This is a genomic window from Anoxybacillus sp. TBDG-1 (assembly GCF_054815885.1).
Genome location: NZ_JBTZSY010000004.1, coordinates 1 through 23735, shown reverse-complemented (window position 1 = coordinate 23735; position 23735 = coordinate 1). Strand labels below are relative to the sequence as shown.

21 protein-coding genes and 1 pseudogene are annotated in these 23735 nt (G+C 43.4%); 21 read left to right on the top strand and 1 reads right to left on the bottom strand.

What is annotated here, in order from left to right:
- The first annotated feature begins 22 nt into the window (after window positions 1–22).
- The 10 genes from buk to ACYQY7_RS02200 all read left to right on the top strand — a co-directional run bounded on the left by buk (window position 23) and on the right by ACYQY7_RS02200 (window position 12872).
- Entirely contained in the window at window positions 23–1123 is a 1101-nt protein-coding gene (gene buk / locus ACYQY7_RS02245; RefSeq protein ID WP_461200522.1) for a butyrate kinase, read from the top strand.
- A gap of 12 nt (window positions 1124–1135) precedes the next feature.
- Window positions 1136–2557 (top strand): dihydrolipoyl dehydrogenase, encoded by a 1422-nt coding sequence (gene lpdA / locus ACYQY7_RS02240; RefSeq protein WP_461200521.1) that lies wholly within the window; start codon window positions 1136–1138, stop codon window positions 2555–2557.
- A gap of 11 nt (window positions 2558–2568) precedes the next feature.
- Window positions 2569–3561: a thiamine pyrophosphate-dependent dehydrogenase E1 component subunit alpha gene (locus ACYQY7_RS02235; RefSeq protein ID WP_461200520.1), complete on the top strand. Its 993-nt coding sequence runs from the start codon at window positions 2569–2571 to the stop codon at window positions 3559–3561.
- Window positions 3562–3563: 2 nt separating this feature from the next.
- Entirely contained in the window at window positions 3564–4547 is a 984-nt protein-coding gene (locus tag ACYQY7_RS02230; RefSeq protein ID WP_003394199.1) for an alpha-ketoacid dehydrogenase subunit beta, read from the top strand.
- Between the two features lie 12 nt (window positions 4548–4559).
- Window positions 4560–5858: a dihydrolipoamide acetyltransferase family protein gene (locus tag ACYQY7_RS02225; RefSeq protein ID WP_461200519.1), complete on the top strand. Its 1299-nt coding sequence runs from the start codon at window positions 4560–4562 to the stop codon at window positions 5856–5858.
- Window positions 5859–6017: 159 nt separating this feature from the next.
- Window positions 6018–8039, top strand: coding sequence for a methylmalonyl-CoA mutase family protein (locus ACYQY7_RS02220; protein ID WP_461200518.1), 2022 nt, complete (start codon window positions 6018–6020; stop codon window positions 8037–8039).
- Complete coding sequence (gene scpA, locus ACYQY7_RS02215; RefSeq protein ID WP_461200517.1) at window positions 8023–10218, top strand: methylmalonyl-CoA mutase; 2196 nt, start codon at window positions 8023–8025, stop codon at window positions 10216–10218. Before ACYQY7_RS02220 ends, scpA begins: the two co-directional genes overlap by 17 nt.
- A complete protein-coding gene (gene meaB, locus ACYQY7_RS02210) occupies window positions 10215–11315 on the top strand; it encodes a methylmalonyl Co-A mutase-associated GTPase MeaB (protein WP_461200516.1) in 1101 nt (366 codons plus the stop codon). The genes scpA and meaB overlap by 4 nt, the downstream gene beginning before the upstream one ends.
- A 64-nt stretch (window positions 11316–11379) precedes the next feature.
- Window positions 11380–12318, top strand: a complete 939-nt coding sequence (locus tag ACYQY7_RS02205) for an aromatic acid exporter family protein (protein ID WP_461200515.1) — start codon at window positions 11380–11382, stop codon at window positions 12316–12318.
- Window positions 12319–12368: 50 nt separating this feature from the next.
- Window positions 12369–12872 (top strand): L,D-transpeptidase, encoded by a 504-nt coding sequence (locus tag ACYQY7_RS02200; protein WP_461200514.1) that lies wholly within the window; start codon window positions 12369–12371, stop codon window positions 12870–12872.
- 36 nt (window positions 12873–12908) lie between these two features.
- Here ACYQY7_RS02200 and ACYQY7_RS02195 read toward each other — a convergent pair whose 3' ends face one another.
- Complete coding sequence (locus ACYQY7_RS02195; RefSeq protein ID WP_461200592.1) at window positions 12909–12965, bottom strand: hypothetical protein; 57 nt, start codon at window positions 12963–12965, stop codon at window positions 12909–12911.
- Between the two features lie 180 nt (window positions 12966–13145).
- Between ACYQY7_RS02195 and mce the strand changes: the two genes are divergently transcribed.
- The 11 genes and pseudogenes from mce (at window position 13146) to ACYQY7_RS02140 (ending at window position 23598) form a co-directional block, all read left to right on the top strand.
- Window positions 13146–13559, top strand: coding sequence for a methylmalonyl-CoA epimerase (gene mce / locus ACYQY7_RS02190; protein ID WP_461200512.1), 414 nt, complete (start codon window positions 13146–13148; stop codon window positions 13557–13559).
- Window positions 13556–15106, top strand: coding sequence for an acyl-CoA carboxylase subunit beta (locus ACYQY7_RS02185; protein ID WP_461200591.1), 1551 nt, complete (start codon window positions 13556–13558; stop codon window positions 15104–15106). The genes mce and ACYQY7_RS02185 overlap by 4 nt, the downstream gene beginning before the upstream one ends.
- Before the next feature lie 116 nt (window positions 15107–15222).
- A complete protein-coding gene (locus tag ACYQY7_RS02180; RefSeq protein ID WP_461200511.1) occupies window positions 15223–16347 on the top strand; it encodes a tripeptidase T in 1125 nt (374 codons plus the stop codon).
- Between the two features lie 4 nt (window positions 16348–16351).
- Window positions 16352–16819 carry a chemotaxis protein CheW gene (locus ACYQY7_RS02175; protein ID WP_461200510.1) on the top strand — a complete coding sequence of 156 codons (468 nt, stop codon included), beginning with the start codon at window positions 16352–16354 and terminating at the stop codon, window positions 16817–16819.
- Window positions 16820–16884: 65 nt separating this feature from the next.
- Window positions 16885–18294: an NADP-dependent phosphogluconate dehydrogenase gene (gndA, locus tag ACYQY7_RS02170; protein WP_461200509.1), complete on the top strand. Its 1410-nt coding sequence runs from the start codon at window positions 16885–16887 to the stop codon at window positions 18292–18294.
- Between the two features lie 195 nt (window positions 18295–18489).
- Window positions 18490–19203 carry a hypothetical protein gene (locus ACYQY7_RS02165; protein WP_461200508.1) on the top strand — a complete coding sequence of 238 codons (714 nt, stop codon included), beginning with the start codon at window positions 18490–18492 and terminating at the stop codon, window positions 19201–19203.
- 85 nt (window positions 19204–19288) lie between these two features.
- Window positions 19289–21313: an ABC transporter permease gene (locus ACYQY7_RS02160; protein ID WP_461200507.1), complete on the top strand. Its 2025-nt coding sequence runs from the start codon at window positions 19289–19291 to the stop codon at window positions 21311–21313.
- Window positions 21297–22163, top strand: coding sequence for an ABC transporter ATP-binding protein (locus ACYQY7_RS02155; RefSeq protein WP_461200506.1), 867 nt, complete (start codon window positions 21297–21299; stop codon window positions 22161–22163). The genes ACYQY7_RS02160 and ACYQY7_RS02155 overlap by 17 nt, the downstream gene beginning before the upstream one ends.
- Window positions 22156–22782, top strand: a complete 627-nt coding sequence (locus tag ACYQY7_RS02150) for a hypothetical protein (RefSeq protein WP_461200505.1) — start codon at window positions 22156–22158, stop codon at window positions 22780–22782. The genes ACYQY7_RS02155 and ACYQY7_RS02150 overlap by 8 nt, the downstream gene beginning before the upstream one ends.
- Window positions 22783–22804: 22 nt before the next feature.
- Window positions 22805–22924: pseudogene (locus tag ACYQY7_RS02145) on the top strand (hypothetical protein); the annotation flags it as partial.
- 284 nt (window positions 22925–23208) lie between these two features.
- Entirely contained in the window at window positions 23209–23598 is a 390-nt protein-coding gene (locus ACYQY7_RS02140; RefSeq protein ID WP_461200504.1) for a hypothetical protein, read from the top strand.
- Window positions 23599–23735: the final 137 nt, after the last annotated feature.

Sequence of the window (23735 nt, the reverse complement as noted above, 5' to 3'; positions counted from 1 at the left end):
GATAAAAATGGAGGGTTACACATTGCAAGAACATTCATTTCGCATCTTAGTCATTAATCCGGGATCGACGTCAACGAAAATTGGCGTTTTTGATAATGAGCGCTCCATTTTAGAAAAAACGATTCGCCATGATGCAGAAGCGTTGCGAGCGTATAAAAAAATTATTGATCAATACGAATTTCGTAAACAAACGATTTTAGAAACGCTTGATCATGAAGGTATCAATATTTCTAAGCTCGACGCGGTATGCGGGCGCGGAGGTCTGCTCCGCCCGATTGAAGGCGGTACGTATGCTGTTAATGAGGCGATGTTGCAAGATTTAAGACGCGGGTACTCTGGTCAACATGCTTCAAATCTTGGAGGCATTTTAGCACATGAAATTGCTTCAGCATTAAATATTCCAGCCTTTATTGTCGACCCAGTCGTTGTAGACGAACTTGATCCGATTGCTCGCGTTTCTGGATTTTCATTAATTGAGCGTCGTAGCATTTTCCATGCATTGAATCAAAAAGCCGTCGCTCGTCGTGTAGCTAAACAAATGGGTAAAACGTATGAAGAAGTCAATTTCATTGTCGCGCATATGGGCGGAGGTATTACAGTCGGTGCACATAAATGCGGGCGTGTCATTGATGTCAACAACGGATTGGACGGAGAAGGTCCGTTTAGCCCAGAACGTGCTGGGACTGTGCCAGCCGGTGATCTGGTCTCCCTTTGTTTTTCAGGCGAATATTATCGCGAAGAAGTGATGCGCATGCTCGTTGGGGGCGGAGGTCTCGTTGGCTATTTAGGGACGAACGATGCGGTGAAAGTCGAGAAAATGATCGAAAATGGCGATGAAAAGGCGAAGCTTATTTATAGCGCGATGGCATACCAAGTAGCGAAAGAAATTGGAGCGGCAAGTGCCGTGCTAGCTGGAAAAGTCGATGCCATCATTTTAACAGGCGGTTTAGCGTATGGAAAACAATTTGTGAAAGAAATTGCTGATCGTGTACAATGGATTGCCGATGTCATCGTGCAACCAGGGGAAAATGAATTACAGGCGCTTGCTGAAGGTGCGCTTCGCGTGTTGCGTGGAGAGGAAGAAGCAAAAATATATCCACAAGCGGTCAAAACAACGGTTTAAGGAGATGAAACGATGGCAAAAGAGTACGATGTAGTCATCCTAGGGGGCGGAACAGGCGGATATGTCGCTGCGATTCGCGCTGCCCAGCTCGGTTTAAAAACAGCAGTCGTTGAAAAAGGAAAGCTTGGAGGAACGTGTTTACATGCAGGATGCATTCCGAGCAAAGCGTTATTGCGCAGCGCAGAAGTGTATGCTCAAACAAAAAAAAGTGAAACGTTTGGCGTGCTTGCAAGCGATGTGCGTTTAGATTTCGCGAAAGTGCAAGCGCGTAAGCAAGCGATTATTGACCAACTGCATAAAGGGATCCACATGTTAATGAAAAAAGGAAAAATCGATGTGTATGAAGGGACAGGACGCATTCTAGGACCTTCCATTTTCTCACCGATGCCGGGAACGATTTCCGTTGAGATGAACGATGGAACGGAAAATGAAATGCTCGTACCAAAATATGTCGTGATTGCAACAGGATCTCGTCCGCGCACATTACCAGGTTTAACAATTGACGGTCAATTTGTCATGACATCAGATGAAGCGCTACGAATGGAGACGTTGCCATCTTCGATCATCATTGTCGGTGGTGGTGTCATCGGAATCGAGTGGGCATCGATGTTAAACGACTTTGGTGTAAATGTTACAGTCATTGAGTATGCAGATCGCATTTTGCCGACAGAAGACCGTGACGTGTCGAAAGAAATTGAAAAAATATTAAAACAGCGTGGTGTACGCATTGTTACAAAAGCGAAAGTGTTGTCTGAAACGCTCATTGTCGATCATGGTGTACGCATTGAAGCGGAAATGAACGGACAAAACGAAACGTTTACAGCTGACAAAATGCTCGTTTCCGTTGGACGTCAAGCAAACGTTGAAGGCATCGGATTAGAAAATACGGATATTGTCATTGAAAAAGGATTTATTCAAACGAACGAATATTATCAAACGAAAGAAAAACATATTTATGCGATTGGTGATGTCATCGGCGGTTTACAGCTTGCTCACGTCGCCTCACATGAAGGAATGATCGCGATTGAACATCTTGCTGGAAATACTGTTCATCCACTCGATTATACGATGGTGCCAAAATGTATTTACAGTCGTCCTGAAGCGGCAAGCGTTGGTTTAACAGAAGAAGAAGCGAAAGCAAAAGGGTATGACGTGAAAGTCGGCAAATTCCCATTTAAAGCGATCGGAAAGGCACTTGTATACGGAGAAGCTGAAGGATTTGTAAAAATTGTCGCTGATGCAAAAACAGATGATTTGCTTGGTGTGCATATGGTTGGTCCACACGTAACGGATATGATTTCTGAAGCTGGTTTAGCGCGCGTACTTGATGCGACACCGTGGGAAATTGCCCATACGATTCATCCGCATCCAACGCTGTCAGAGGCGATGATGGAAGCGGCGCTTGCTGTTGACGGAAAAGCGATTCATTTTTAAAGGAGGAATGAATGATGCGTCATAAACAACTCGGTTTAAGCGATGAAACCGTTTTACAAATGTATGAAACGATGGTGTTAGCGCGTAAAATTGACGAGCGGATGTGGCTATTAAACCGCGCAGGTAAAATTCCGTTCGTGATCTCTTGCCAAGGGCAAGAAGCGGCGCAAGTAGGAGCAGCATTCGCTTTAGATCGCACGAAAGATTACGTATTGCCATATTATCGCGACATGGGTGTTGTATTAACGTTCGGTATGACACCGACAGAATTAATGCTTTCGGCATTTGCGAAAGCGGAAGATCCAAACTCTGGCGGTCGCCAAATGCCAGGTCATTTCGGGAAAAAGAAAAACCGAATCGTCACAGGTTCTTCGCCTGTTACAACGCAAGTGCCACATGCCGTTGGTATCGCTTTAGCAGCAAAAATGGAGAAAAAAGATTTCGTATCGTTTGTTACATTTGGGGAAGGGTCTTCTAACCAAGGCGACTTCCACGAAGGAGCAAACTTTGCAGGCGTTCATAAATTGCCGGTCATTTTTATGTGCGAAAACAACAAATATGCGATTTCAGTTCCAATTGAAAAGCAATTAGCTTGTGAAAAAGTATCCGACCGTGCTATCGGCTACGGCATGCCGGGCTATACTGTTGACGGTACAGATCCATTGGAAGTATATCGCGTCGTAAAAGAAGCAGCCGATCGTGCACGCCGCGGTGAAGGACCAACGTTAATTGAAACGGTTGCTTATCGTTTAACGGCGCATTCATCGGACGATGATGACCGCGCATATCGTACACCTGAAGAAATTGCCGAAGCAAAATCAAAAGATCCAATTTACTTATTTGCAAACTACTTAAAAGAAGTAGGCGTATTAACGGATGAGCTGGAAAAAGAAATTCATGATCGCGTCATGAAACGAGTGAACGAAGCGACGGACTATGCTGAAAAAGCACCATATGCACAACCAGAACATGCGTTGAAATACGTATACGCAGAGGAGGAATAAACATGCCTGTCATTTCATATATCGATGCCGTTACGATGGCTATTCGCGAAGAAATGGAACGTGACCCGCGCGTATTCGTACTTGGGGAAGATGTCGGAAAAAAAGGGGGCGTATTCAAAGCAACGCAAGGGCTATATGATCAATTTGGCGAAGAACGCGTCATTGATACGCCGCTTGCGGAATCTGCGATCGTTGGTGTCGGTATTGGCGCGGCGATGTATGGTTTGCGCCCAATTGCCGAAATTCAATTTGCCGACTTCATTATGCCTGCTGTAAACCAAATTATTTCCGAAGCAGCGCGCATTCGTTATCGTTCAAATAATGATTGGAACTGTCCGATTGTCATTCGTGCTCCATATGGTGGCGGCGTTCACGGAGCGCTATATCATTCGCAATCCGTTGAAGCGATTTTTGCGAATCAACCGGGATTAAAAATTGTCATGCCATCTACACCATACGATGTAAAAGGGTTATTAAAAGCGGCTATTCGCGATGAAGATCCGGTGCTGTTTTTTGAGCATAAACGAGCATATCGCCTCATTAAAGGGGAAGTGCCGACAGATGATTATGTGCTACCAATTGGTAAAGCAGACGTTAAACGTGAAGGGGAAGATATTACAGTCATTACGTACGGTTTATGTGTTCATTTCGCGTTACAAGCCGCTGAAAAATTGGCGCAAGAAGGCATTTCTGCCCACATTTTAGACTTGCGTACCGTATATCCGCTCGATAAAGAAGCGATTATTGAAGCGGCAAGCAAAACAGGAAAAGTGTTGCTTGTGACAGAAGACAATAAAGAAGGAAGCGTCATGAGCGAAGTGGCGGCAATTATTGCTGAGCATTGCTTATTTGACTTAGATGCGCCAATTATGCGCCTCGCTGGTCCAGACGTTCCAGCCATGCCATATGCGCCAACGATGGAAAAATTCTTTATGGTTAACCCAGATAAAGTTGAAAAGGCGATGCGCGAATTGGCGCAGTTTTAAGGAGGAGTGACGATGGCGATAGAGAAAATTACGATGCCACAGCTTGGCGAAAGTGTAACGGAAGGAACGATCAGCCAATGGCTTGTATCTGTTGGCGATCGCGTCAATAAATACGATCCACTTGCTGAAGTAATGACCGATAAAGTCAATGCAGAAATTCCATCTTCATTTGCTGGTGTTATTAAAGAAATTATCGCAAAAGAAGGGGAAACATTGCCTGTTGGTGCTGTCATTTGTACGATTGAAGTCGAAGGAGAAGGACAAGTAGAAGAAAAGCAAACGAGCGTGGAAAACGAATTGCCGCCGACGAATGAACAAGCGAATAAACAACCGATGAAAAAGCAAGGCGGTGAGCGCGGACGCTATTCGCCAGCTGTTCTTCGTCTCGCGCAAGAACATCACATCGATTTAACACAAGTGACAGGAACAGGTATGGGCGGTCGCATTACGCGCAAAGATTTACTCAAATTCATTGAGTCTGGTAACGTGCCAAAAGCGGATGCGCCAAAGCAAGTCGCCGAGCCGGTCCAACAAGCAGAAGTACCGAAACAGGAAATCGCACCAAAAGCAGAGGCACCAAAACAACAAGCACCGAACGTTCCTGTGCAAGCGGGCGACATCGAAATCCCTGTCACACCAGTCCGAAAAGCAATCGCGACAAATATGCTTCGTAGTAAACATGAAGCACCGCATGCGTGGACGATGGTCGAAGTCGATGTTACGAACTTAGTCGCTTACCGCGATTCCATGAAAGATGAATTTAAAAAGCGCGAAGGCTTTAACTTAACATACTTTGCGTTCTTTGTCAAAGCGGTTGCCCAAGCGTTAAAAGAATTCCCGCAAATCAATTCGATGTGGGCGGGCGACAAAATTGTGCAGAAAAAAGACATTAACATTTCGATTGCGGTAGCGACAGACGACGCCTTATTCGTTCCGGTCATTAAACATGCTGATGAAAAATCAATTAAAGGCATTGCGCGTGAAATCGCGGAATTAGCAGCAAAAGTACGCGCAGGAAAACTTCGCCCAGAAGATATGCAAGGCGGGACATTCACCGTCAACAACACCGGCTCTTTCGGCTCGGTGCAATCGATGGGCATTATTAACTATCCACAAGCAGCAATTTTGCAAGTCGAATCGATCGTCAAACGTCCTGTCGTGAAAGACGGCATGATCGCAATTCGCGATATGGTCAACCTTTGCTTATCGCTTGACCATCGCGTCCTCGATGGTTTAATTTGCGGTCGCTTTTTAGCGCGTGTCAAAGAAATTTTAGAAAACATGAATAAAGACAATACACCAATTTATTAAACGAAAAGAGGGTGTCCATTTAGGACCCCTCTTTCATTATATTATCCATTAATTACAATTGTTCGTTGCTCAAGCCATCTATATATACTACAATAAATATGAATGTTTCAAAAATTGAAAAGAAAGCGCTTTAAACGTCTTCAAAGGGGAGGGATTGTAATGGCGGATTTGTTGACGATGAAAAACGCCTCGTTTCCTATTCCGACATATGACGAATGGAAACAAGAAGCAGAAAAATCGCTGAAAGGAAAACCGCTTGAAAAGTTAGGGACAACAACGTATGAACAACTGCAAGTAAAACCGATCTATGTACAAAGCGACATACATGTAACTCTTGAGCAATATCCGGGGTTTCCTAGCTATGTGCGTGGGACGGAGCCAGATGGGTATATGAAAAAGCCGTGGGCAATCAGTCAAATCATTTCTGCTAAAAGTCCTAAGGAATGGAATGAAATCGCCACATACGATATCGCAAGAGGACAGACGGAAATTCATCTTATTTTAGACGAGCTTCGATTTTCTATCACATCGCTAGCGGATGTCGAAACGATGTTTTCTAGCATTTCGCTTTCCGATTATTCGATTCGTCTCGATGCAGGGGCATGTTCATTGTCCGTTTTGGCGCTGTTTGTCGCTTATTTCCATAAGCAACAACTTTCGCTCGATTCATTGCGCGGAACAATCGGCATGGACCCGCTTTCGGCATTAGTGATAGAAGGAGAACTTCCCACGTCGCTTTCGACGCTGTATGACGTGATGGCGGATGTGACGAAATGGGCGAAAGAACAGATGCCTCATATAAAAACGATCATCGTTCACGGAGAGCCGTATCATCACGGTGGGGCGAATGCGGTGCAAGAGTTAGCGTTTTCGTTTGCGACTGCTGTCGAATATATAAACGAATGTTTAAAGCGTGGGTTGACGGTCGATGAAGTGACCGAACGAATGAGTTTTTCGTTTGCGATCGGCGCTGACTTTTTTATGGAAATTGCAAAACTGCGCGCGGCTCGTGCGATGTGGTCGAATATTGTTCAAGCGTTTGGTGGCAGCGAACGAGCACAAAAAATGTCGCTTCATGCGCGAACGTCGCATTTCACGAAGACGGTGTATGACCCATATGTGAACATGCTTCGGGCATCCGCAGAAGCGTTTGCCGCGATTGTCGGTGGGGCGAATAGTTTGCACGTTTCCCCGTTTGATGAAGCGATTCGACCAGCGAATGAGTTTTCACGAAGAATTGCCCGTAATACACAATTGATTTTACGAGAAGAAGCACATATCGGGAAAGTCATCGACCCGGCTGGCGGTTCGTATTACGTTGAAACGTTAACGGCACAAATCGCAGAAGCTTCATGGAAGCTATTTCAACAAATCGAAGCGAAAGGCGGCATGACAAAAGCGCTTGAAGCAGGATTTGTGCAAGTAGAAATCGAAAAAATTGCCAAGTTGCGCGAACAAAACGTCAAAATGCGCAAAGAACGAATCATCGGCACAAACATTTATGCGAATGTAGCAGAGCCAACACCGAATATCCAATCTGCATCGCCGACAAAAGATGAATCGTATGATGGAGAAACGATGGAGCGGAACGGAAATTGGGTAGAGAGTGCCATTGCTTTCGTCCGTCGTCGAGCGATCGCTCGAGGAATTGATGCTGCGCTCGCGATGACCGGTCCGTCGATTGCCATTCCCCCAGTTCGCCAATGGCGCCTATCTGAGCCGTTTGAGCAACTACGTCAAGCAGCGGAGCGGCATTTAGAAACGAACGGAAAGCGTCCAACCGTGCACCTCATCAATCTCGGTGCTATTGCCCATCATAAAGCGCGTGCTGACTTTATGACCGGCTTTTTTGAAGCAGGTGGATTTGCTGTCGTGAAAAATGATGGCTATATGTCGGTTGACGAGGCGATAAAAGGAGCGTTAGAAGCAGACGGAACGCACTATATCATTTGCGGAACGGACGAAAGCTATATGGAAGCAGTTCCAGCGATTGCGAAAGCATTAAAGGGCGTGAATCCGCCACGAAACGTCTATGTCGCTGGAAAACAACCGCTGGAAATCGAAACTGCTTTTATAGAAGCAGGGGTGGACGGATTTATCCATATCGGTTCTAATTGCTATGAAACGCTTGTGGTGTTTATGAAGGACATGGGGGTGGCTTTAGATGGAGCGGAAAGTTGATTTTACGAATATTCCTTTCCAACGAAAAGGCGATACGGTGAGCGAACAACAATGGAAGCAGGCTATCGAAGAAAAGCTGAAAACATCCATTGACGACCTTTTCTTCCAAACAAATGAGCAAATTGCGCTTAAACCGCTATATACAAAAAAAGATATCGAAGGATTTGATTTTCTCGATTATATGCCAGGCATTCCGCCATATTTGCGCGGACCGTACCCAACAATGTACGTTGTTCGACCTTGGACGATTCGCCAATACGCAGGTTTTTCCACCGCCGAAGAAAGCAACGCCTTTTACCGCCGTAATTTAGCCATGGGGCAAAAAGGGTTGTCGGTTGCGTTTGACCTTGCCACCCATCGCGGCTATGATTCTGACCATCCACGCGTCGTCGGCGACGTCGGCAAAGCAGGGGTCGCTATCGATTCGGTACTCGATATGAAAATTTTATTCGATGGCATTCCGCTTGATCAAATGTCCGTATCGATGACAATGAATGGGGCTGTGCTCCCGATCATGGCGTTTTACATCGTCACTGCTGAAGAGCAGGGAGTGACGCAAGACAAACTGTCCGGTACGATCCAAAACGACATTTTAAAAGAATATATGGTGCGCAATACGTACATTTATCCGCCAGAAACATCGATGCGCATTATCGCTGACATTTTCGCCTATACCGCAAAATATATGCCAAAATTCAATAGCATTAGCATTTCCGGCTATCATATGCAGGAAGCTGGTGCGCCGGCGGATATTGAACTTGCCTATACGCTTGCCGATGGGCTTGAGTATGTGCGCACAGGCTTAAAAGCAGGTATTGACATCGACTCGTTCGCGCCACGTCTGTCGTTTTTCTGGGCAATTGGCATGAACTATTTTATGGAAGTAGCAAAAATGCGGGCAGCGCGTGTGATTTGGGCGAAAATGATGAAAACATTTGAGCCGAAAAATCCAAAGTCGTTAGCGTTGCGAACGCATTCGCAAACATCAGGTTGGAGTTTAACCGAACAAGACCCGTTCAACAACGTTGTCCGCACGCTCATTGAAGCGCATGCAGCAGCGATGGGGCATACGCAGTCGCTTCATACGAACGCGCTTGATGAAGCGATTGCGTTACCGACTGATTTTTCTGCACGCATCGCTCGCAATACGCAGCTTTATTTGCAGGAAGAAACGGGCATTTGTCGCGTCATTGACCCGTGGGCAGGCTCGTATTACGTCGAAACGTTGACGAACGAACTAATGAAGCGGGCGTGGAAGCATATTGAAGAAATCGAAAATCTCGGTGGGATGGCGAAAGCGATTGAAACAGGATTGCCAAAAATGCGCATTGAAGAAGCAGCGGCAAGACGGCAGGCGAAAATTGATTCTGGGGCGGAAACGATTATTGGTGTGAACAAATATCGTCCGGACAAAGAAGTGCCAATCGACATTTTAGAAGTCGATAATACCGCCGTCAGAGAGCGGCAAATTGAAAAATTAAAGCAATTGCGCGCTTCACGTGATGAAGAGCGCGTGCAGCGGGCATTAGATGCCATTACAAAAGCAGCGGAAACAGGGGAAGGAAACTTGCTTGAATTAGCAGTTGAAGCCGCTCGTGCTCGTGCGACGTTAGGTGAAATTTCGGATGCCATTGAAAAAGTAGCAGGGCGACATAAAGCGGTCATTCGTTCCGTTAGCGGGGTATATAGTGCTGAGTTTACGAACGAAGAAGAAATTGCGCGCGTGAAAAAAATGACGGATGAATTTTATGAGCTAGAAGGAAGAAGACCTCGCATTTTAATTGCCAAAATGGGGCAAGATGGGCACGACCGCGGGGCAAAAGTGATTGCGACCGCATTTGCAGATTTAGGGTTTGACGTTGATATCGGTCCGCTCTTTCAAACACCAGAAGAAACGGCTCGGCAAGCGGTTGAAAACGATGTGCACGTCGTTGGCATGAGCTCGCTTGCTGCAGGGCATAAAACGTTGTTGCCGCAGCTTGTTGAAGAGTTGCGAAAATTAGGTCGGGAAGATATTATTGTCGTTGTTGGTGGGGTCATTCCACCACAAGATTACGCATTTTTATATGAACATGGCGCAGCTGCCATTTTCGGGCCAGGTACAATCATCCCGGTCGCAGCGCAAAAAGTATTGCATGAAATTTATCGACGACTCGGTTATGAGGAAGTGAGCGAATGAACGATGAGCGAACATCTCGACCAGAATGGGCTGATGACGGAAATACGTTTGCTACATCATACATCAAAGGAAGCGACAATGTTCATGCATCAAAAGAAAGACGGTGGGTGAAAAGAAAAGAACGTTCAGTTGAGGAATACGTCGCAGGGATATTAAATAACGAACGCACCATTTTAGCGCAAGCGATCACGCTTATTGAAAGCAATGCAGCAAAACATACAGAAAAAGCTCAGCGCATATTGCATGAGCTCCTTCCTTATGTCGGGCGTTCTATTCGCATCGGTATTACCGGTGTGCCGGGAGCGGGAAAAAGTACGTTTATTGAAGCGTTTGGACAGTTTTTATGTGGGAAAGGTCATCGTGTTGCCGTATTAGCTGTTGATCCGAGCAGTTCTATTACAGGAGGAAGCATTCTTGGCGATAAAACGCGCATGGAAAATTTAGCTCGCCATCCGCGTGCGTTTATTCGCCCGTCGCCATCGGGTGGCACGCTCGGGGGCGTGCATCGAAAAACGCGTGAAACGATGTTGCTTTGTGAAGCAGCAGGATATGATATTATTCTTGTTGAAACGGTTGGTGTGGGCCAAAGCGAAGTGGCAGTGCGCGGCATGGTTGATTTTTTCTTATTGCTCGCCTTAACGGGCGCCGGCGATGAGCTGCAAGGAATGAAAAAAGGAATGATGGAGCTTGTCGATGCGATCGTCATTAATAAAGCAGATGGCGATAATAAGAAGAAGGCGGAGCTAGCGAAAGAAGAATATAATCAAATTTTACATTACTTGCGCCATGCGACGAAAGGTTGGGAGACGAAAGCATATACATGTTCTTCTCTTTATAAAGAAGGAATTGAACAAATTTGGGAAGTAATTGAACGGTTTGTGCAAACGACAAAACAATCTGGCGTGTTTGAGGAACGAAGAAAGGAACAGATGAAAGATTGGTTGCATGCGATGATTAAAGATTATTTGCATATCCGCTTTTTTCATCATCCGGCTGTACAGCAACAGTTGCCGAACATCGAACAAGATGTGATGGAAGGGAAACAGCCGGTCACAATGGCCGCTCAGCAATTAATTCGTTTATATGAGCAAACGTAAAAGGTGTCCGTGATGGGCACCTTTTATATTGGATATGTTATAATGAGGGCGGAGTGTGATACTTATGTTAAAAATTGGTTATCGGACAGTGAAAACAGCGATTGGAACGGCGAGTGCCATTGCGCTTGCCCAATCGTTACACCTTGAAAATTTCGCTTCTGCCGGCATTATTACAATACTTTGTATTCAAGTGACGAAAAAAAAGTCGTTGCATACGGCACGCGCTCGATTTGTTGCCGGTTTGATTGGCTTGCTGTTTTCATTTCTCTTTTTTGAAGGGCTTAGTTATCATCCGCTCTCGATCGGTTTATTGTTGTTGTTTTTTATTCCGACGACCGTTTCGTTAAAAGTAACTGAAGGGATTGCAACAAGTGCGGTTATTATTTTGCACGTATATATGGCAAAAACGATGACGTGGCATCTCGTATATAATGAAGTGATGTTAATGATTATTGGAATCGGCATCGCTTTACTTGTCAATATGTACATGCCGAGCGTTGAAAAAGATTTAAAAGAGTATCAACGTATTGTAGAAGATTTATTTCGCATCATTTTTAAAGAAATTGTTCATTATTTACGGACGAATGAAAGTTTATGGGACGGAAAAGAAATTGCGTTAGCGAGCGATACGTTAAAGCAAGCAAAGGCGCTTGCGTTGCAAAATATTGAAAATCATTTTTTGCGCAATGAAGATTATTATTACCGATATTTTCGTATGCGCGAACGGCAATTTGAAATTATTGAGCGGATGTTGCCGCTTATTAGTTCCATGACATATACAGTCGAGCAACGCAATATGATTGCTGATTTTATCGATGAACTAAGCGATGCGATTCATCCGGGAAATACAGCGGATCGTTTTATTCGGCAACTTGAGGAGATGAAAAAGCAGTTTCAACAAATGCCTTTGCCAAAAACGCGGGAAGAATTCGAAGAACGAGCTGCTCTTTTACATTTTGTGAAAGAGATGGAGCAATATTTAATCATTAAAAGCCAATTATAACGGTATGATCGCTTTTTTTTGATGCACAATAATTGAAAAAGGGTGAGACCATGCCGCTTTTGTTTGCTTTTTTTCTTTTTATTTCGCCGCTTTGGCCGCTTGGAGACAATCCGCGCGTTGGCGATCCGATGATCATTGTCAATAAACAAACGAATCAACTTGCTTTCATTCGCAACGGGAAAATTGAACGCATATATCGGGTGGCGACAGGAAAAACGAATGCACTCACACCAGAAGGGTTATTTATCGTTACGGTGAAGGCGGTGAACCCGTATTATCGGAAAAAAAACATTCCGGGGGGTGCACCGAATAACCCACTTGGCACGCGCTGGATCGGATTTGATGCGCGCGGGACAGATGGACGAACGTATGGGATTCATGGAACGAATCGACCTGAATCAATTGGACGTTATATAACAGAAGGATGTGTACGTATGCACAATCGCGATGTCGAGGCGTTATACCCAAACGTGCCATTAGGGGCGAAAGTAGCGATCGTGAAAACAAATGAATCGTTCCAGCAGCTCGGTAAAAAGTATGGGGCGCTGAAATAAACAAAGAACAAGCTGACCGAATATGGTCAGCTTGTTCTATATCCACATGCTTAATCCAGCGAGCAAAGAAGTCAAAAGCATTGAGCCGAGCATTAAATAAACAACAATTTTTTGCACTTTTTTTGAATGCATATTCCTCACCTCTTGCTTCCTATTGTACAAACATGCTGTTCGGCAAACAAGCAGGAAAAATGCAAAAAAAGAAGGAAAAAAGAAAAAAGATGTCGAAATACATAGGTGGTTTGCAACCGAGAACAACAAAGGGGTGGGGTCATGGAAGTGAAAAAAGTCGATCATATTGGCATTGCAGTCAAATCGTTAGACGAGGCGCTTCCGTTTTATACGGATACGCTCGGCTTATCGTGCATTGGCATTGAAACGGTCGAATCAGAACAAGTACGAGTAGCGTTTTTAAAAGTCGGCGATGTCAAGCTTGAACTGCTTGAGCCGCTTTCTGAACATAGTCCAATTGCTTCTTTTATTGAAAAAAGAGGTGAAGGTATTCATCATGTCGCGCTTGGGGTTGATCATATCGAACAGCGCATCGAAGAGTTAAAGAATAACGGCATTCGTATGATTCACGAGCAACCGAAGCGCGGTGCAGGCGGTGCACGCATCGCTTTTATGCATCCGAAATCAGCCCACGGCGTGCTGTATGAGCTTTGTGAAAGGGGCGGTGGGCGATAATGGATATGTACGATAAAATTAACGAGCTATATGACCGTCGCCGGGAAATTGAGTTAGGCGGTGGCGACGATAAAATTGCAAAGCAACATGAGAAAGGGAAATTAACAGCCAGAGAGCGCATTGACCTTTTATTAGATGAAGGGACGTTTGTTGAGTTAAATCCATTTATTGAACATCGCTGTACCGATTTTGGATTAGCAGAGAAAAAAGGTTCAGGTGATGGAGTTGTCACAGGATACGGTAAAATCGATGGACGAACAGTATTTGTCTTTTCGCAAGATTTTACTGTATTCGGTGGCGCCCTTGGGGAGATGCACGCGAAAAAAATTGCGAATATTATGGATTTAGCTGCAAAAACAGGGGCTCCAATCATTGGATTAAACGATTCTGGCGGTGCCCGTATTCAAGAGGGAGTACTATCGCTTGATGGCTACGGTCATATTTTTTATCGAAACTCGATTTATTCAGGCGTCGTTCCACAAATTTCTGTCATCATGGGGCCATGTGCAGGAGGGGCCGTCTATTCCCCAGCCATTACCGATTTTGTTTTTATGGTCGAAAAAACGAGCCAAATGTTTATTACGGGACCGAAAGTGATTGAAACGGTGACTGGAGAAAAAATTAGTGCAGAAGATTTAGGTGGGGCGCGCGTTCATAATACGATTAGCGGAAATGCTCATTTTTCAGGAGCGACAGAAGAAGACGTACTTGCCCAAGTGCGACAGCTATTAAGCTATCTTCCACAAAATTGTCAAGAAAAGCCGCCCGTTGCACCTGCACCAGAGAAAAGCGATTACCGTTCCGATTTAGCGGATGCTATTCCTATTGATGCGGTACGTCCATACGATGTGCGAAACGTCGTGTTGCAAGTCGTTGACGAAGGATCATTTATGGAAGTACAAAAAGATTTTGCGAAAAATATTGTCATCGGTTTTGCCCGCATAAAAGGGGAAGTTGTCGGACTTGTATGCAACCAGCCGAAGTTTATGGCCGGGGGGCTTGATATTGACTCATCGGATAAAGCGGCGCGCTTTATTCGCTTTTGCGACTCGTTTAATATTCCGATTATTACATTTGAAGATGTGACGGGCTTTTTCCCAGGAGTCAAACAAGAGCATGGGGGAATTATTCGCCACGGGGCGAAAATTTTATATGCGTATTCGGAAGCGACCGTGCCGAAAATAACGGTTATTTTACGGAAAGCATATGGCGGAGCATACGTTGCATTAAACAGTAAATCGATCGGAGCGGATGTCGTATACGCATGGCCAAATGCAGAAATTGCCGTTATGGGACCACAAGGGGCGGCGAACATTATTTTCGCAAACGACATCGAAAATAGTCCGACCCCAGAAGAAACGCGAGCGCAAAAAATTGAGGAATATCGCGACAAGTTCGCCAATCCTTATGTCGCAGCAAAATACGGCATGGTCGATGACGTCATCGATCCGCGCGATACGAGAATTAAGCTCATTCAAGCGCTCGATATGCTTCGTTATAAACATGAAGAACGTCCGAAAAAGAAACATGGGAATATTCCTTTGTAAGTACATACCGCCAGTTGTTTGGCGGTATATGTTTTTTGAAAAATAATCGTACGTTTCGCAAACGATATAAAAATCCGTTATACTTAAAGATGAGTACATACATAGGAGGATGCGAGATGGTCAATGAGCAGCGTTTAGTTGATGAATTTTTGGAGCTCGTACAAATTGATTCCGAAACAAAATATGAGCGTGAGATTGCAGATGTGTTGAAAGCGAAGTTTGAAGCGCTCGGTTTACACGTTATTGAAGATGATACGACAGCACAAACAGGTCATGGTGCAGGAAACTTAATTTGCACATTGCCAGCGACAAAAGAAGGGATAGATCCGATTTACTTTACATCACACATGGATACGGTTGTGCCAGGAAAAGGGGTCAAGCCGTCCATTCAAGATGGATATATTGTGACAGATGGGACAACGATTTTAGGAGCGGACGATAAGGCAGGACTTGCTGCGATGTTTGAAGCGATCCGCCTGTTAAAAGAAAAACAAATCCCTCATGGACTCATTCAATTTATTATTACTGTTGGTGAAGAGTCGGGGCTCGTTGGGGCGAAGGCGCTTGATCCGTCGCTCATTCAGGCGAAATTTGGCTATGCGTTAGATAGCGATGGCAAAGTCGGACAAATTATTGTAGCAGCTCCAACGCAAGCGAAGTTGAAAGTGACCGTTCACGGAAAAACAGCGCATGCGGGTGTTGCCCCAGAGCGCGGCGTATCAGCTATTACAATCGCCGCGAAAGCGATTGCGCAAATGCCGCTCGGTCGCATTGATGAAGAAACAACCGCAAACATCGGTCGCTTTGAAGGTGGAACACAAACGAACATCGTTTGCGACCGCGTTGATATTTTAGCTGAGGCACGTTCGCTCGTTCCGGAAAAAATGGAAGCGCAAGTCGCAAAAATGAAAGAAGCGTTTGAACGCGTAGCGGAAGAAATGGGCGGTCGTGCAGATGTTCATGTGGAAGTGATGTATCCAGGATTTAAATTTGGCGACAGCGATCATGTTGTTGAAATCGCAAAACGAGCAGCTGAACAAATTGGTCGTCCATATGAGTTGTTACGTAGCGGCGGCGGCAGCGATGCGAACGTCATTGCCGGATTTGGCATTCCAACGGTCAATTTAGCGATTGGTTATGAAGACATTCATACAACAAATGAACGTATGCCAATTGAAGAACTTGTCAAAGCAACGGAAATGGTCATCGCTATTATTGAGGAAGTGGCTGCAAGGAGGTGAGATGATGAATAAAGTCGTCGTTTTCCAATTGTCTAACGAACAATATGCTATTCCAGTTGAACATGTCGTTTCCATCGAAAAAATGAGCCATCCGACGATCATCCCGGGAATGCCTTCGTATATGCTTGGCGTTGTGCGCATTCGCGGTGAACTCGTTCCCGTGTTAGATACATTGCAAATTTTATATCGCCGTCCATATACAGAAACAGAAAAAACGCGGCTTGTCGTTGTGCATACGAGCGATTTACACGTAGCATTTATCGTAGATGATGCAAAAGAAATCATTGATATTCCACCACATATGATGAAGCAAGTGAATATGCTTGCTTATCAGCAGACGCCATATTTCATCGGCATTGCGAATTTGCCTGATCGGCTGATTACGGTAATTGATCCGACAATATTGTTCGATCATTTAGAAGGATCAAGTAAGATTAAAGAACATATAAAAAATGAGAAACAGAACACTTGAACGAGAAAAGATGATTATGGTATGTTCTTTTTTGAACAATCAAAATATAGAAAGGAACGTTTGCTATGGCGAAACAACAAATTGGTGTGATCGGTTTAGCGGTCATGGGAAAAAACTTGGCGCTCAACATTGAAAGCCGCGGTTATTCCGTTGCCGTATATAACCGTTCACGTGAAAAAACAGACGAGTTTTTAAAAGAGGCGGAAGGGAAAAACATCGTCGGTACATATAGCATCGAACAGTTTGTCAACGCGCTTGAGAAGCCGCGCAAAATTTTATTAATGGTAAAAGCAGGTGCCGCAACAGATGCAACGATTGAACAATTGAAGCCGTATTTAGAAAAAGGCGATATCGTCATCGACGGCGGCAATACGTATTTTAAAGATACGCAGCGCCGCAATAAAGAACTTGCGGAACTAGGTATTCATTTCATCGGCACAGGTGTTTCAGGCGGAGAAGAAGGGGCGCTAAAAGGACCTTCGATTATGCCAGGCGGACAAAAAGAAGCGCACGAACTCGTCCGTCCGATTTTTGAAGCGATTGCGGCAAAAGTCGATGGCGAACCGTGCACGACATATATCGGTCCAGACGGTGCAGGCCATTACGTAAAAATGGTGCATAACGGCATTGAATATGGCGATATGCAATTAATTGCCGAAGCATACTTTTTATTGAAGCATGTGCTCGGCTTAAACGCCCAAGAGCTTCATGAAGTATTTGCCGAGTGGAATAAAGGAGAATTAGACAGCTATTTAATCGAAATTACGGCAGACATTTTTACAAAAATCGATGAAGAAACGGGCAAGCCGCTTGTTGATGTCATTTTAGACAAAGCAGGGCAAAAAGGAACAGGAAAATGGACGAGCCAAAACGCGCTCGATTTAGGCGTTCCGCTTCCGATCATTACTGAATCGGTATTTGCTCGCTTTATTTCCGCGATGAAAGAAGAACGCGTGAAAGCAAGCAAGCGATTAGCTGGACCAGCAGTGAAGCCGTATGAAGGCGACCGCGCGCATTTCATCGAAGCTGTTCGCCGTGCGCTTTACATGAGCAAAATTTGCTCGTACGCCCAAGGCTTTGCTCAAATGAAAGCCGCATCAGAAGAATACAATTGGAATTTACAATACGGCAATATCGCGATGATTTTCCGCGGAGGCTGCATTATTCGCGCGCAATTTTTGCAAAAAATTAAAGAAGCGTACGACCGCGACCAAGCGCTTCCAAACTTATTGCTTGACCCATACTTTAAAGAAATCGTCGAAAACTATCAACAAGCGCTTCGCGAAATCGTCGCAACGGCAGCGATGCGCGGCATTCCAACACCAGCGTTCGCAAGCGCATTAGCTTACTATGACAGCTACCGAATGGAAACATTGCCAGCGAACTTGATTCAAGCGCAACGCGACTACTTCGGCGCCCACACGTACGAGCGCATCGACAAAGAAGGCGTGTTCCATACCGAATGGTTGAAATAAACGAACTCCCTAGGGCAAGTGGCTCTAGGGAGTTATACTATTGGTAATTTTGTTAAAATATTATAAAAATTCTAAGTAAATTATTGACATATCTTTTTTTTTACAATGTACGTGGATGTATATCAATTCCCTATTACAGTTCTAAATATTTAACAAAGTTAGTCTTTGTAGTTTGTAACATAGGAGCGGCTTGTTTTGAATGATGAGTACAATATGGGAAAGGATTATGTATGGATGAAATGGTTTTCTATACTATTCCGAATGATAGCAAATATGAAATTAGACGTTGCCTTGATTTCTATTTATTTGGGTATTCTCGTTTTTTATTGCATAAACCCATATACAATAAATCCAGCTGAGTTTATCTTGTACAAGAAGTATTTGCTTCCTATCGGAGTTGTTGTCTGGCTGTTGGCAAGTTTTCGCTTACATCTTTTGATTATGACCTCAACTCCAGTTGATTGGATTTTGATGAATCATATCATACAAAAGCCGAAAAAGATCATCGTTAATCAAATAACTATTCTATTCGCATGTTTTTTGATATTACAAATACTGATCGCAGGGGTTGTGGCAAGTACGATTGTTGTGAACTATTCGGCAGGTTGGGATCTTTTTAAGTTTCTTTTTCGGTTGTACTGGCTTTGTTTTATTCTTCCATTCATATCGGTTTGGCTCATCGGACTACTTATCAGCACGATTGATGCATACTATTCTCATAAAAAAGCAATGTTGCTCCTCGGTGTATTTCTTCTATGGATTATGACATTATTTTCCCTTGAATATAGTCCGTTTCAAGTGTTTATTGAAAATCGCTTTTCTTATATTGATCCTTTATTTAGTCTGACTTTTCTAAAAGAAAATGTATGGATTCAGTTGGTATATGTTGTTTGTTCGATAATGATTTAGGGATGTGCATGACGGCACTTCCCTGATTTTACTTGTTCCATATCCAAAATTAGTATACACTCTTCAAGGAAAGAGGTGAGCAGTCATGAGATGGAAATTTCTTTTTGTATTTTATTTGAAGCGCATGTTCAAAAGTAAATTATACGCTAGTGCTAGCATCTTATTCTTTGTTTTGTTGATTGCTAGACTTATTTTGTTCTTTTCAGATCCGTATGATATGGAAGCGTATGGACAACTACCACATGAAGTTTTTATGCTTGTACAAATGATATCGATCTTTTACATTATTTTTTTCTATCTTCTTCATTCAAAGGAGCTTCTTTATGGCGTTCAGTCATTTTTTACAGACGGATATCGGATTATGTGGGAAAAAATAAGTGCAATGTTTACCGCTCATATGTTGTATCAAGGAGTTATGGTAATGTGTTCTTATCTCGTTTTTGCCATTGTTTATTTTTTTGTAGGCATTGAGCCTTCCAATATTTATCTGTCGTTGTTTCGATTTCTTGTCGTTTATATGTTCGGTCCGCTTGTGCTTAGCAGTATGTATGGCTTGATTGTGGCGATGTTATTTGGGACGAAAAAGATTAGTTTTTTTGCAGTACTGATCTTATGGATTATAACTGGACCGATGACGACGGAGCTATTTATTCATTTCTTTATAAAGGTTCACGCGAACGACTGGAAATCTCTTCTTTTTATAGGTAAGCATGCTATTCAACATGTATATGACTCTTATATTGGTTTTCAAGTTGATCGTGGTAATGAATTAAAACTTTTCACATGGTTTCTTGTTTTTTTCGGCATCATTTCCATGTTGTCGCTTCGTTGGGTGCCCACAAAGAGGGAGCGGAATGCCGTCGTAAAAGTACTTCTAGTGTTGCCGCTTTTTGTTGTAGCGTCAGCTTATGGAGCTGTGCAATCAAATACAAAAGCGTTTACTCGAGCCGATCAAACGACCGAGATCGATGATTATCGAAAGATGAATGCGGATGTAAAAACAGACTTGCGGTATGATATCGAGTCGTACTCCATTTCATTGAACGAAAAACAGGCTACCGTGCATATAAAGTTCTCTCGCATGGAGACAACTAAGCCGACGTTTCAATTGTACCATGCTTATCCAATAAAATGGATTCAATCTAATCATCAACAAGTCGAATTTACAAGAAATGGTGATATTGTGACAGTTTACTTGCCTGAACGCACGTCTTCCCTCATTTTCCGCTATGACATCGTGGATACGAGCTTTATTCCTTATACGAATGGACGGACGCTTCTTCTTGCCGATAAAGCGTGGTATCCGAAAAAAAGGGAGTCACAAATGCTAACAGTATATGAATTTGAAATTATGGGAACTAATTATCGATTGACTGTGGATACATTCACGGATCGATTTTTTCCAAAAGAAAAACATGCTTTTGCGTTGAGAGTGGATGGTGATGTGCTATTTTGTAATCTACCGAAGCGTGGAGAGATTTACTACGGCAAGGCGCAGGCGGTCACGCTGATCAAAGGGCAAGGCAACCAACTTGTTTATAAAGGCTATCAGATTACATATCCAGCTGACTGGCCAGATATGGGAGAGAGGGTTTCAACGGTGGTATCGCAGTTGGAAAAGGCGTTTCAAGACGTGCGGCAACTTGCACAGACTGATGTTTCAATACTTCCAAAAAGAATTGTATTTTCTAGTTTTGGACTATCTTCGTTTATGACAGATGATCATCTTATTTATAATACTAATGATTTATATGCTATCGATCAATACATCTTAGATCGAAATTTTTATGAAGAAATACTTTTTCTTTCCGTGCCGCCGAAAGGTTCGTTGATCATGTACCACGAGTGGATTTCGTTGGCCACTCGATGGCTGATGCAAAAAAATGAGTTGTCCGCGATCGAATGGGTATCGAAAAGCTATCTATTCGTGGCACAGCCGCTGTCTGTGCAGCAACAGATTGAATCCATTTACAAAAGTTTTCAACCACTCAGCTTAGAACAAAAACAACAATTCCTACGAACATGGTATGAAAAAATGGATGAGACATGGACATGGGAACAAGTATTACAATTAGCAAAGGAGTCGGGAACCATTGGAGATTTACATTGAAGAACTGACGAAAGTCATCAAAAAGAAACATATCTTATCGGATGTGACACTTTCGATTTCGGGAATTTACGGATTATTAGGACCGAACGGTGCTGGGAAGACAACGCTCATGAAAATATTAGCGGGGCTGCTAGAGTTTGACGCTGGGGGCGTGTATCTTGGAGAAGAGGTGATTAGTACACGCAATCGTGTGAAGCGAACGGATCATATCGGGTATTTGCCGCAAGATTTCATGATTTATCCAGAGTTAAAGGTGTATGAGGTGCTCGAGCATATTGCAATTCTTCAAGGGGAGCATCCAGCGTCGTGCCAAAGTAAAATTAAGGACGTTGTCGAACAAGTGAATTTATCGGAACATATCAAAAAAAAGATGAGGGAACTGTCCGGCGGTATGCGCCGGCGCGTCGGCATTGCCCAACTGTTATTGCGCAAGCCGTCTGTGCTCATTTTTGATGAGCCGACAGCGGGGCTAGATATTCGGGAGCGCGTGCGGTTTCGGAATTTATTGAAACAGCTTGGAAAACGTCATACGGTTATTATTTCTTCGCACATTGTAGAGGATATTGAGTTTCTTTGCACGAAAATTGGCATTATTGACAAAGGAAGAGTTTTATTTGAAGGGGCTCCAGAGGAATTAAAGAAAAAAGCAGAACACTGCACATATGAAATTCATGTGTCGTTTGAAGAGCTTGATGAAGTCATGGCGACAAAGGAAGTAGTCCAAATGAGCGAAGAGCCATCACACGTTGTTGTGCGTGTATTATCCGATCAGCCCGTCGGTCAGCGGGTGAGCCCTCGGTTAATGGATGGTTATTTAGCTCTTTTAAAAGAGGCGAGTCCGAATGAATAAGTTTATTCACCTATTTAAATTTGATGTCAAGCTATTAGGGTATTTATATAGTTTTCCTTTTGTCATATACGTGCTGTGTATGTTGCTCATGTTGTCTTTTGCTGCCCGCTCCGATGATCCATTTATGCCATATATCGTTGTCCAAGGTATTGCTGTACCGATTGGCGGTTGGCATATTGTGTTTTTATACAACAGCCTTTACGAAGATGGAGCAACAGAAACGTTATTGCCTTACTATCGTAAAGTGTTTTTTATCGATATGATACGTTATGCAGCGTTGCATGGAACGTTCGTTTTCCTTCTTGTTGGCTTAACAGTATGGCTTAATGGTACGCAATTTTTCACGGTTCCCTTAATTATTCATCTAATGATGTTATTTATCTTTTATCAAATCGTTGGACTTGCTGTTTTAAGTGCTGTTCAAAGTTTAGATGTTGCGCTTGCGATCATAGCGATGTATACGTTTATGGAAGTGGCGACACAAGGAACGTTTATGCCATGGCCGCATATATTTATTTTTCGAGAACCTGTTGATTCGCTTTCAATGTTTCTTCCTTTGTTTTGGCTAATTATTGGTGTTTTTTTATCCATTGTACAAATATGGAGGACGTTCAAATAAGTTATCGTGTATAAGTGCATGAGCCTACTACGACAGCTATCGGATGGAAACATTGCCTCAAGCACAACGCGACTACTTCGGCGCCCACACGTACGAGCGCATCGACAAAGAAGGTATTTTCCATACCGAATGGTTGAAATAAACGAACCCTCTGGGGCAAGTGGCTCTAGGGGGGTTATAGTAATTTTGTTAAAACATTGTCTCTTCACTAAAAGTTGTACTTGATTTTTTTCATCATACTCCTCACTCATGTTTCCAAGGGGAAACAAGCAAACTAATATTTTTGCATATACCTGTTCAGAAAAGTGCACCATTTGTCAAGTACATGTTGTAGTGATAAGCGAGAAATTCCTAAAAATTAGTTGACTTTTTTTAAAAAAATTCTAAAATTGTAGTGAATTGTTTATTATGGAAGGAGGTGAGTGTATGCGAGTGAAAAGAAACGTTGTAACCACTTTGGTTATTTTAAGTTTACTAGCTGTAGGAAGTGCTAGTGCAGCGTCTTACGTCACTTATGCTACTACTCTTCCTGTGCTATCTGGTGATAAGTCTTTGGCTAGCGCTAACAAAACGAATAACAGCAAAAGCAAAGTGGAAAATTCAGTAGTTGGACAAGATTATAAAGCAAATATGTGGATTCAAAATGGTTCCACTAAAGTATCAGCGATAGCAACGAATGTCACCGACAATGATACACGCTATTTTACTGTGGATCAAAGTGCTGTCGGTAAAAAAGTATCTCTAATGGGAGAAAATGCAACTTGGACTTATGTGACCGTTGATATTTCAGGTAAGTTTTATGCAGATACTGAATAACATGTGAGCATCCCTATCTTGTAAGTTTCTAAGATAGGGATGCCTAAAGGAGCAGTGGCGGTATGTATGTGGAATTTTTAAAACTATATAAGTTGAATTAAAGATTTACAACTGAACACACAAACGATCGATCGTTT

Bases quoted from the DNA above. Each gene is read 5' to 3' on its own strand.
- lpdA (WP_461200521.1), top strand. From the start codon at position 1,136: ATGGCAAAAGAGTACGATGTAGTCATCCTAGGGGGCGGAACAGGCGGA.
- ACYQY7_RS02235 (WP_461200520.1), top strand. From the start codon at position 2,569: ATGATGCGTCATAAACAACTCGGTTTAAGCGATGAAACCGTTTTACAA.
- ACYQY7_RS02230 (WP_003394199.1), top strand. From the start codon at position 3,564: ATGCCTGTCATTTCATATATCGATGCCGTTACGATGGCTATTCGCGAA.
- ACYQY7_RS02225 (WP_461200519.1), top strand. From the start codon at position 4,560: ATGGCGATAGAGAAAATTACGATGCCACAGCTTGGCGAAAGTGTAACG.
- ACYQY7_RS02220 (WP_461200518.1), top strand. From the start codon at position 6,018: ATGGCGGATTTGTTGACGATGAAAAACGCCTCGTTTCCTATTCCGACA.
- scpA (WP_461200517.1), top strand. From the start codon at position 8,023: ATGGAGCGGAAAGTTGATTTTACGAATATTCCTTTCCAACGAAAAGGC.
- meaB (WP_461200516.1), top strand. From the start codon at position 10,215: ATGAACGATGAGCGAACATCTCGACCAGAATGGGCTGATGACGGAAAT.
- ACYQY7_RS02205 (WP_461200515.1), top strand. From the start codon at position 11,380: ATGTTAAAAATTGGTTATCGGACAGTGAAAACAGCGATTGGAACGGCG.
- ACYQY7_RS02200 (WP_461200514.1), top strand. From the start codon at position 12,369: ATGCCGCTTTTGTTTGCTTTTTTTCTTTTTATTTCGCCGCTTTGGCCG.
- mce (WP_461200512.1), top strand. From the start codon at position 13,146: ATGGAAGTGAAAAAAGTCGATCATATTGGCATTGCAGTCAAATCGTTA.
- ACYQY7_RS02180 (WP_461200511.1), top strand. From the start codon at position 15,223: ATGGTCAATGAGCAGCGTTTAGTTGATGAATTTTTGGAGCTCGTACAA.
- ACYQY7_RS02175 (WP_461200510.1), top strand. From the start codon at position 16,352: ATGAATAAAGTCGTCGTTTTCCAATTGTCTAACGAACAATATGCTATT.
- gndA (WP_461200509.1), top strand. From the start codon at position 16,885: ATGGCGAAACAACAAATTGGTGTGATCGGTTTAGCGGTCATGGGAAAA.
- ACYQY7_RS02160 (WP_461200507.1), top strand. From the start codon at position 19,289: ATGAGATGGAAATTTCTTTTTGTATTTTATTTGAAGCGCATGTTCAAA.
- ACYQY7_RS02150 (WP_461200505.1), top strand. From the start codon at position 22,156: ATGAATAAGTTTATTCACCTATTTAAATTTGATGTCAAGCTATTAGGG.
- ACYQY7_RS02140 (WP_461200504.1), top strand. From the start codon at position 23,209: ATGCGAGTGAAAAGAAACGTTGTAACCACTTTGGTTATTTTAAGTTTA.